The sequence below is a fragment of the Streptomyces sp. DH12 genome (assembly GCF_020873895.1).
Taxonomy (GTDB): Bacteria; Actinomycetota; Actinomycetes; order Streptomycetales; family Streptomycetaceae; genus Streptomyces.
Genome location: NZ_JAHWGT010000051.1, coordinates 26,276 through 35,810 on the forward strand (window position 1 = coordinate 26,276; position 9,535 = coordinate 35,810).

The following is a 9,535-nucleotide window of genomic DNA, read 5'->3' on the forward strand; positions in this document are numbered from 1 at the left end:
CCGCGCGGTCACGGCGTGGCCTTGCGGGCGGTCGCGAATCGGGGACGGTTGTTGAGGTCGGGGTGGTCGGCGGCGTCCACCCAGCCGGCCTCCTCGTTGAAGATCCACGGCACCTGGCCGCCCTGCGTGTCGGCGTGCTCGACGACGACGAGGCCGCCGGGCCGCAGCAGCCGGTGCGCGGTGCGCTCGATCCCGCGGATGACGTCCAGGCCGTCCTCGCCGGAGAACAGGGCCATGTCGGGGTCGTGGTCGCGGGCCTCGGGCGCCACGTACTCCCACTCGGTGAGCGGGATGTACGGCGGGTTGGAGATGACCAGGTCGACCTGGCCGTCCAGCTCCGGCAGGGCCGTCAGGGCGTCGCCGTGGTGCACGGTGACCCTGCTGCCCTCGGCGTTGCGCCGGGTCCACACCAGGGCGTCCTCGGACAGCTCCACGGCGTGCACGCGGGAGCGCGGCACCTCCTGGGCCATGGCGAGCGCGATGGCGCCGGAGCCGGAGCACAGGTCGACGATGAGCGGCTCGACGACGTCCATGGCCCGTACGGCGTCTATCGCCCAGCCGACGACGGACTCGGTCTCGGGGCGGGGCACGAAGACGCCGGGCCCGACCTGGAGCTCCAGGTACCGGAAGAACGCCCGCCCGGTGATGTGCTGGAGCGGCTCGCGGGCCTCGCGCCGGGCGACGGCCTCCCAGTAGCGGGCGTCGAAGTCGGCGTCCTTGACGCGGTGGAGCTCGCCCCGCTTGACGCCGTGGACGAACGCGGCGAGCTCCTCCGCGTCGAAGCGCGGCGAGGGCACGCCCGCGTCGGCCAGCCGCTGGGTGGCCTGGGCCACCTCGGCAAGCAGCACACTGCGGGGGCTTGGGGGTCGCCCCCCAAAATGTTGCTGCACGCTGGTCCTCCGGGCTGAGCGGGTGCGGGTGTGCGGGTGGTGCGGACGCGGGTTACTGGGCGGCGGCGAGCTTCGCGGCGGAGTCGGCGTCGACACACGCCTGGATCACCGCGTCGAGCTCCCCGTCGAGCACCTGGTCCAAGTTGTACGCCTTGAAGCCGACCCGGTGGTCCGAGATCCGGTTTTCCGGGTAGTTGTACGTCCGGATCTTCTCGGACCGGTCGACGGTGCGCACCTGGCTGCGGCGCGCGTCGGCGGCGTTCTTCTCCGCCTCCTCCTGGGCGGCGGCGAGCAGCCGGGACCGCAGGATGCGCATGGCCTGCTCCTTGTTCTGGAGCTGGCTCTTCTCGTTCTGGCAGGAGGCGACGATGCCGGTCGGCAGGTGGGTGATGCGGACTGCGGAGTCGGTGGTGTTGACCGACTGGCCGCCGGGGCCGGAGGACCGGTAGACGTCGATGCGCAGGTCGTTGGCGTGGATCTCGACGTCGATCTCCTCCGCCTCGGGGGTGACGAGGACACCGGCGGCGGAGGTGTGGATGCGGCCCTGCGACTCGGTGGCGGGCACGCGCTGCACGCGGTGCACCCCGCCCTCGTACTTCAGCCGCGCCCAGACGCCCTGGCCGGGCTCGGTGGCGCCGTTGCCGCCCTTGGTCTTCACGGCGACCTGGACGTCCTTGTAGCCGCCCAGCTCGGACTCGGTGGCGTCGATGATCTCGGTCTTCCAGCCGACCCGCTCGGCGTACCGCAGGTACATGCGCAGGAGGTCGCCGGCGAACAGGGCGGACTCGTCGCCGCCCGCACCGGCCTTGATCTCCAGGATGACGTCCTTGTCGTCGCTGGGGTCGCGCGGAACGAGCAGCAGCCGCAGCTTCTCGGTCAGCTCGGCGCGCTGCTTCTCCAGCTCCTTGACCTCGGCGGCGAAGTCCGGGTCGGCGGCGGCGTACTCGCGCGCGGTCTCGATGTCCTCGCCGGTCTGCTTCCAGGAGCGGTACGTGCCGACGATGGGGGTCAGCTCGGCGTAGCGCTTGTTGAGCTTGCGGGCGTTCGCCTGGTCGGCGTGGACCGAAGGGTCGGCAAGCTTCTTCTCCAGGTCGGCGTGCTCGCCGACCAGTTCCTCGACCGCCTCGAACATCGGGTGCTCCTGGTATCGCTGAATGGCTGCTGTGGAAGACGGCAAAGCGCCGGTCCCGGCCGCCCCGGGACGCGGGGCGGGCGGAGACCGGCGCAGTGGCTCGCTACTTGGAGGAGCCGGCAGCCTTCTTGCCGAAGCGGGCCTCGAAGCGGGCCACGCGGCCACCGGTGTCGAGGATCTTCTGCTTGCCCGTGTAGAACGGGTGGCACTCGGAGCAGACCTCGGCGCGGATGTTGCCGCCGTCGATCGTGCTGCGGGTGGTGAACGACGCGCCACAGGTGCAGCTGACCTGGGTCTCGACGTACTCGGGGTGGATGTCGCGCTTCAAGGTGTCTCCTAGTTTCGGGAGGGCTCCGGGTCGCAGGCGCGGGATGCGGATGCGTGAACCGGGGCCGACGTACCAGTCTGCCAGGACTGGCCGTATCTCCCAAAACCGGGGTGGGGGGCCAGGTATTCCCCCGCCCCGGGACCCCGCCTCCCGACCGCCGCCCCTCCGGTCGGCCGCCCCTCCGGTCGGCCGGTCCCCCGGGGCGGCCGGTCCCCCGGCCCCGGGGTGCGGCCCCCGGGCGGGGCCGTCAGCGGACGACGTCCGCGGCCTGGCCGGTGGCGGCGTCCTCGGTGGCCGCGGCCGGGACGGGCCGGTCCTCGCGCAGGGCGTTCCACACCTGCTGGGCCTGCACGTCGAGGGGGACGACGCGGTTGGGGTCGACCCGGTCGTACTCCACCGGCAGCGTGATCATGTGGACGTCCTCGGCGCCGAGGCCGGCCAGGCCGCCCGCGAAGTCGGCGAGCTCCTTGACGGAGTCGAGTTCCGAGTCGGGGGTGATCGCGCGGGTGGCGGTGTCGGCGACGCTCCACAGCTTCTGCGGGCTGGTGAGCACGCCGACGCGCTTGACCTGCTCGATGAAGGCCTTGATGAAGGACTGCTGGAGCTGGATGCGGCCGAGGTCGCTCTGGTCGCCGACGCCCTTGCGGGTGCGGACCAGGCCGAGGGCCTGCTCGCCGTCGAGGGTGTGGGTGCCGGCGGCGAGGTCGAGGTGGCTGCTGCCGTCCTTGATGGGCCGCGTGGTGGTGACCTGCACCCCGCCGAGTTCGTCGATCAGCTCCTTGAAGCCGGTGAAGTCGACCTCGACGTAGTGGTCCATGCGGATGCCGGACAGCCGCTCGACGGTCCTGACGGCGCAGGCGGGGCCGCCGACCTCGTAGGCGGTGTTGAACATCGCGCGGTACTCGGCGGGCAGCTTCCGGCCGTCGCGGGCGGTGCACTCGGGGCGGGTGACGAGCGTGTCGCGCGGGATGGAGACGACGCTGGCCTTGCGGCGGCCCTCGTAGAGGTGGACGATCATCGCCGTGTCGGAGCGGGCGGCGCCCTCGTCGCGGCCGTACGCGGCGTTGGCGCCGGAGCGGGAGTCGGAGCCGAGGACCAGGAGGTCCATGGACCCGTCGTCGATGTCCTTCGGCCGGTCGCCGCCGAGCTGGGTGTTGATGTCGACGCTCTCGATGTTGCCGTCGAGCTTGGCGTAGGCGAGGCCGAGGCCGCCCCCGCCGAGCACCACCAGTCCGGCGAGCGACCAGGCGAGCACGGTCAGTCCCCGTCTCGCGCCCGGCCCGCCGCGCCGGCGCCCGCCCTCCGCTATTCGGCCGCCCGTGTCCTGCTCGCCCATGGTGTCCTCAGCTCTCCCTCGGGCCCGTGCGCCCCCGAGGGTCCTCCTGACGGGTGACGGGCATCCGGTCAGACGGCGGAGGACCGGAAAGGGTTGCACAGACTCCGCGGGGCCCCGTGCGGCGGCCGGGCACGCGTGTGCCCGCCGTGCGGGCGGCACGGCGGGCACGAGGGCCCTTCGAGGCCGTCACCCGGTCACGGCCCGCTCCGGCGCCCTGTGGGCGACCGGAGCGGGCCGCGAGGGGCCCGGCGCGGCCCGCTCCGGCGCCCTGTGGGCGACCGGAGCGGGCCGCGAGGGGCCCGGCGGGCCCAGGCGGTCAGCCGAAGAGGTTGAACGCGTTCCAGCCGCCGCCGACCTTGACGCGCGTGCCGAACGGCGCCGTCGCGGAGCCGCGGCCGGGGTAGAACCACAGCACGCCCGCCGAGTCGCGGACCAGCAGGTCGGCCCGGCCGTCGCCGCTCATGTCGCCGGTGCCGACGTACGCGGTGAAGTTCCAGCCGCTCTTGCCGGCGAGGACGCGGGCGGAGAACGGCGCCGAGGCGGTGCCGCGGCCCGGGTACAGCCACAGGCGGCCGGAGGTGTCGCGGGCCAGCATGTCGGCCTTGCCGTCGCCGGTGTACTCGCCCTTGCCGGTGATGGTCATGACGCTCCAGCCGGAGCCCACGCTGACGCGGGCGCCGAAGCGGCCGTCACCGCGGCCCGGGTACAGCCACAGGTACCCCTTATTGTCCTGCGCGACCAGGTCGGGCAGGCCGTCGCCGGAGAGGTCGCCGGGGACGAGGATGTTCTTCATCGCGCCCCAGCCGGAGCCGATGGTGTACTCGTCGGAGCCGTCGAGGTCGAAGCCCTTCAGGACGCCGCCGTTGGTGCGGAGCAGGTAGCCCTGGTATCCGTCCCGGTCGAGGTCGGCCTGGCGGACCAGGTTGTAGGCGCTGAAGTCGCCGAGGTACTTCCGGCCGCCGAGGGTGGTGCCGCGGGAGTAGTACTCCCACGCCGCGCCCGCGCTGGTGCGGGCGAAGAGGTCGGCGCGGCCGTCGAAGTCGAGGTCCGTGTCGTCGATCCGCGCGTTGACCTGGCCGACGTACGTGCTGGTCTTGGTGTAGACGCTGTACGCGCCCGTCGCGACGCAGTCCTGGACGCCCCAGGAGACGACGCCCGCGACGCGGCCGCCGACGACGAGCGGGCCGCCGGAGTCGCCGTTGCACGGGGAGACCGTGCCGGCGTCCTGACCGGTGGCGGGGTTGCCGGCGCAGGCCATCTGGCCCGCGACGAACTCGCCGCCGTAGTACGACGCGCAGGACGCGTCGGACCGCATGGGGACGACGGCCTTCTTCAGCGTCTGCGAGCCGTCCTGGCTGGTGGAGCTGGTGCGGCCCCAGCCGTAGACGGTGGCGGAGGTGCCCGCCGCGTACGACGCGGTGTCGCCGCTCTGCGTGAGCTGGAGCGTCTTGTACGGCATCGCGTCGAACAGGGTGAGCACGGCTATGTCGCCGCCGGTCAGCGAGGCGTCGTCGTACGTGGCGCTCATCCACTGGCGCTCGACGCCCGTGAGGCGCCCGCCGTGCAGGTCGATACCGGTGGCGGTCTCCGTGGGCATCTCGCCGGTGCCGGCGACGACCGCGCCGTTCGCCGCCCAGTCCAGGCCGTACACGCAGTGCGCGGCGGTGAGGACCTTGTTCGGGGCGACGAGGGAGCCGCCGCAGAAGAAGCCCTCGTCGTCGGCCTCGGTGGTCGTGCCCTTGTCGTCGTAGTAGTGCAGCTGCACCATCCACGGCGCCTCGGTGATGGCGGCCTTGGTGCCGCCGATGATGTACGACTCCTTGACGCCGGAGCCGCCGTCCCGCTCGGACTCCTGCTTCCGCTCGGGGGCGGTGTCGGCCTCGCCGTCGCCGAGGTCGGCGACCGAGCCCTCGACGCGGCCCAGCAGGTCCGTCGTGGAGGGGCGCTCGGCGCTCCGGGCGGTCGGCTTGGCCGGCCCGGGAGTCACGTCGGACGCCTGGGCGGGCGCGGCGCCGAGCAGCGCGCCGCCGAGGGCGAGCGCGGCGGCGGCCGCGGGGAGGGCGGTACGCGCCCTCCGCTGGGCAGATGTCACTCAGAACTCCTCTCGAGGTGTGCGGGGAGGAGTGCGAGTCACCGAGACGCGCCGGTGGGCGGGTGGGTACGGGCCGGCCACACGACGGGGCGGGGCCGCCCGGCAGTTCAGGGCAGGGCTCCGCCTACTCAGTGGGCGTATTCGCCGATACGTTCCCCCCCACTACGACGCGCTGATCGTACAACGCGCAACCGCCCCCCGGTCACCGAGGTGACCGGGGGGCGGTTGCGGGGTGCGGGCGGTGCCGGCGTCAGTCGTTGTTGCCGGACGACGGCGTCGTCTTCTGGATCTGCAGCAGGAACTCGGCGTTCGACTTCGTCTGCTTCATCTTGTCCAGCAGCAGCTCGATCGCCTGCTGCTGGTCGAGCGCGTGCAGCACCCGGCGCAGCTTCCAGACGATGGCGAGCTCGTCGCTGCCGAGCAGGATCTCCTCCTTGCGCGTACCGGACGCGTCGACGTCGACGGCCGGGAAGATGCGCTTGTCGGCGAGCTTCCGGTCGAGCTTGAGCTCCATGTTGCCGGTGCCCTTGAACTCCTCGAAGATCACCTCGTCCATGCGCGAGCCGGTGTCGACCAGCGCGGTGGCCAGGATGGTCAGCGAGCCGCCGTCCTCGATGTTGCGCGCGGCACCGAAGAAGCGCTTCGGCGGGTAGAGCGCGGTCGAGTCGACACCACCGGACAGGATGCGGCCGGAGGCGGGCGCCGCGAGGTTGTACGCGCGGCCCAGGCGGGTGATCGAGTCGAGCAGGACGACCACGTCGTGGCCCAGCTCCACCAGGCGCTTGGCGCGCTCGATGGCGAGCTCGGCGACGGTGGTGTGGTCCTCGGCGGGGCGGTCGAAGGTCGAGGAGATGACCTCGCCCTTGACCGACCGCTGCATGTCGGTGACCTCTTCCGGACGCTCGTCGACCAGGACGACCATCAGGTGGCACTCGGGGTTGTTCGTGGTGATCGCGTTGGCGACCGCCTGCATGATCATGGTCTTGCCGGTCTTCGGCGGGGCCACGATCAGACCGCGCTGGCCCTTGCCGATCGGCGACACGAGGTCGATGATCCGCGTGGTCAGCACGCCCGGGTCGGTCTCCAGGCGCAGGCGGTCCTGCGGGTACAGCGGCGTGAGCTTATTGAACTCGGGACGGCCTCGGCCGGAGTCGGCGGCCATGCCGTTGGCCGAGTCGAGGCGGACCAGCGCGTTGAACTTCTCGCGGCGCTCGCCCTCCTTCGGCTGGCGCACGGCACCGGTGACGTGGTCGCCCTTGCGCAGGCCGTTCTTGCGGACCTGGGCGAGGGAGACGTACACGTCGTTCGGGCCAGGCAGGTAGCCGGAGGTCCGGATGAACGCGTAGTTGTCGAGGATGTCGAGGATGCCCGCGACGGGGATCAGGACGTCGTCGTCGGAGACCTGCGGCTCGCCGGTCGCGAAGTCCTCACGGCCGCGGCGGCCGCGGCGGTCGCGGTAGCGGCCCCGGCGGCCGCGGCGGCCGCCCTCGTCGTCGAAGTCGTCCTGCGGGCCGGCCTGGCCCTGCTGGCCGCCCTGGCGCTGCTGGCGCTGGCCGCCGCCCTGCTGGTCGTCGCCCTTGGCGCCGCGGTCGCGGCGGTCGCGCTGCCGCTCGCCGCGGTCCCCGCGCTCGCCACGGTCGCGGTCGCGGTCGCGCCGGTCGCGGCGCTCGCGGCGGCCGCCCTCGGCGGTGTCGGCGGCGGACTCGGCCGTACGGGCCTCCTGGCCCTCGGGGCGGGTCTCGGTGCGGACGTCCGTCCGGACGTCCGTCCGGACCTCGCCGCGGGTGTCGGCCTCGGCGGTGGGGCTGCCGGCGGGGGCGGTCGCACGGCGCCGGCGGCGGTCGCCCGCGGCCTCGTCGGCGGCCTGGCCCTGCTCCGCCGTGCCCGCGTGCTTGGGCGACGGCTGGCCGGGGATCTCGATCTGCTGCTGGGCGACGGCCTTCTCGGCCTTGTCGACCTTCGCCGCCTTGGCGGCGCCGTCGGCGGCCTGCGCGGTGTCGCCCGCCTTGTCGGCGGCCTTGCCGGCGCCCTCCTCGCCCGTACGGGTGCGGGAGGTGGCGCGGCGCTTCGGCTTGGTCTCGGCGGTGCCGGACTCGGCGCCCTTGGGTGCGGCCGCGCCGCCCCCGGCCTGCGCTTCCTTGATGACCTCGATCAGCTGGCTCTTGCGCATGCGCGCGGTGCCCCTGATGCCGAGGCCGGACGCGACCTGCTGCAGCTCGGCCAGGACCATGCCCTCGAGGCCGGTGCCGGAGCGGCGGCGCCGTGAGGTGGTGCCAGTGGCAGCACCTGCGGCGGGCGCGGCGGCGTCGACAGTCTTGTCGGCAGTCACGCCCATCAGATCGGTGGTGTCGCTCACGAAGGGTCCTTCCCTGGAGCGGACGTCGGCCTTCTGGCTCGGCGACCGGTTGTGCTGTCCGGCCTCGGCCCTCATCTGGGGACCGTGCCGGGGCGGTGGTTCCGCCGGGATGCGGCGGCAGAAGAAATAACGTGCGTGGGTCCGGCCCGAGACCCCCTGCTCGGCCCTCTCCTGGGATGAGCGAGGGATGACGCGTACCGGTTCCGGAGCGTGCTCGAAACTGCTCAGGCAGGCTGCTCAGGCAGTTGGGGAGGCTCCCGGAAGAATGGTGGTCCCTGAAGGGGACACGCAGCACCGCGCCACAAAGACGTCGGGTGCAGACTTGAGGTTAACACTACCGGCTCCAACAAACATTCCCCCTCTCCCACACCGGCAATCCGGGTTTCCGACGTTCCCCGCCGCGGCGGGGCGCGGCGCGGCGTTCCTACGGTGCGAGCGGCAGCACGCTCGCACCGGCGGTGTCGAGGGCGAGCCGGTTGGCGGCCCAGCCCTCCCCCGCCAGCAGCGCGACCTTGTCCGCCGCGCCGTCCTCGGCCAGCGCGAGGACCGTCGGGCCCGCGCCGGAGATGACCGCGGGGATGCCGTCCGCCCGCAGCCGGTTCACAAGTGCGATGCTCTCCGGCATGGCCGGGGAGCGGTACTCCTGGTGCAGCCGGTCCTCGGTGGCGGCCAGCAGCAGCTCGGGGCGGCGCGTGAGGGCCTCGACGAGCAGCGCGGCACGGCCGGCGTTGGCGGCGGCGTCCACGTGGGGGACGGTGCGGGGCAGCAGCCCCCGGGCCGTCTCGGTGAGCACGGGGTTCGCGGGGACGAACACCACCGGGACGACGCCGGGCGCGGGGTCCATGCGGACGGCGCGGGCGGCCCCGGACTCGGTCCAGGCGAGGGTGAAGCCGCCGAGCAGGCAGGCGGCGACGTTGTCGGGGTGGCCCTCGATCTCGGTGGCGAGCTCCAGCAGAGCGGCGTCGTCGAGGCGGTTGTCGCCGCCTATGGTCACGGCGCGGGCGGCGACGATGCCCGCGCAGATGGCGGCCGACGAGGAGCCGAGGCCGCGCCCGTGCGGGATCCGGTTGGCGCAGACGACCTCCAGGCCGCGGGGCTGCCCGCCGAGCAGGTCGAACGCGGTGCGCAGGGAGCGGACGAGCAGGTGGCTCTCGTCGCGCGGGAGGGTGTCGGCGCCCTCGCCGGCGATGTCGATGTGCAGCCCGGAGTCGGCGACCCTGACGACGACGTCGTCGTACAGCCCCAGCGCGAGGCCGAAGGCGTCGAAGCCCGGACCGAGGTTGGCGCTGGTGGCGGGGACGCGCACCCGTACGGCGGCGGCGCGGAACGCGGGACCGGCCATCGCTCGTTGACTCTCCTTGCTCTGGACCTGCGGGGGTGACCTGCGGGGTGGGGCGGGCG

General features: G+C 73.2%; 7 protein-coding genes. All 7 read right to left on the reverse strand.

Annotated features, from left to right (window positions below; genetic code table 11):
* Positions 1 to 8: 8 nt before the first annotated feature.
* Complete coding sequence (gene prmC, locus LPA54_RS30665) at positions 9 to 890, reverse strand: peptide chain release factor N(5)-glutamine methyltransferase (RefSeq protein ID WP_228983909.1); 882 nt, start codon at positions 888 to 890, stop codon at positions 9 to 11.
* A 52-nt stretch (positions 891 to 942) separates the two neighbouring features.
* Positions 943 to 2,022: a peptide chain release factor 1 gene (gene prfA / locus LPA54_RS30670; protein ID WP_228983911.1), complete on the reverse strand. Its 1,080-nt coding sequence runs from the start codon at positions 2,020 to 2,022 to the stop codon at positions 943 to 945.
* Positions 2,023 to 2,125: 103 nt separating this feature from the next.
* Positions 2,126 to 2,350 (reverse strand): 50S ribosomal protein L31, encoded by a 225-nt coding sequence (gene rpmE, locus LPA54_RS30675; protein WP_228983912.1) that lies wholly within the window; start codon positions 2,348 to 2,350, stop codon positions 2,126 to 2,128.
* A gap of 247 nt (positions 2,351 to 2,597) precedes the next feature.
* A complete protein-coding gene (locus LPA54_RS30680) occupies positions 2,598 to 3,686 on the reverse strand; it encodes an LCP family protein (RefSeq protein WP_228983914.1) in 1,089 nt (362 codons plus the stop codon).
* Between the two features lie 316 nt (positions 3,687 to 4,002).
* Positions 4,003 to 5,778: a trypsin-like serine protease gene (locus LPA54_RS30685; protein ID WP_228983915.1), complete on the reverse strand. Its 1,776-nt coding sequence runs from the start codon at positions 5,776 to 5,778 to the stop codon at positions 4,003 to 4,005.
* 250 nt (positions 5,779 to 6,028) lie between these two features.
* Positions 6,029 to 8,134, reverse strand: a complete 2,106-nt coding sequence (gene rho / locus LPA54_RS30690) for a transcription termination factor Rho (RefSeq protein WP_228983917.1) — start codon at positions 8,132 to 8,134, stop codon at positions 6,029 to 6,031.
* Between the two features lie 424 nt (positions 8,135 to 8,558).
* The gene (thrB, locus tag LPA54_RS30695; RefSeq protein ID WP_228983919.1) at positions 8,559 to 9,476 is read right to left on the reverse strand and encodes a homoserine kinase; all 918 of its coding nucleotides are present in this window, start codon (positions 9,474 to 9,476) and stop codon (positions 8,559 to 8,561) included.
* Positions 9,477 to 9,535 lie beyond the last annotated feature (59 nt).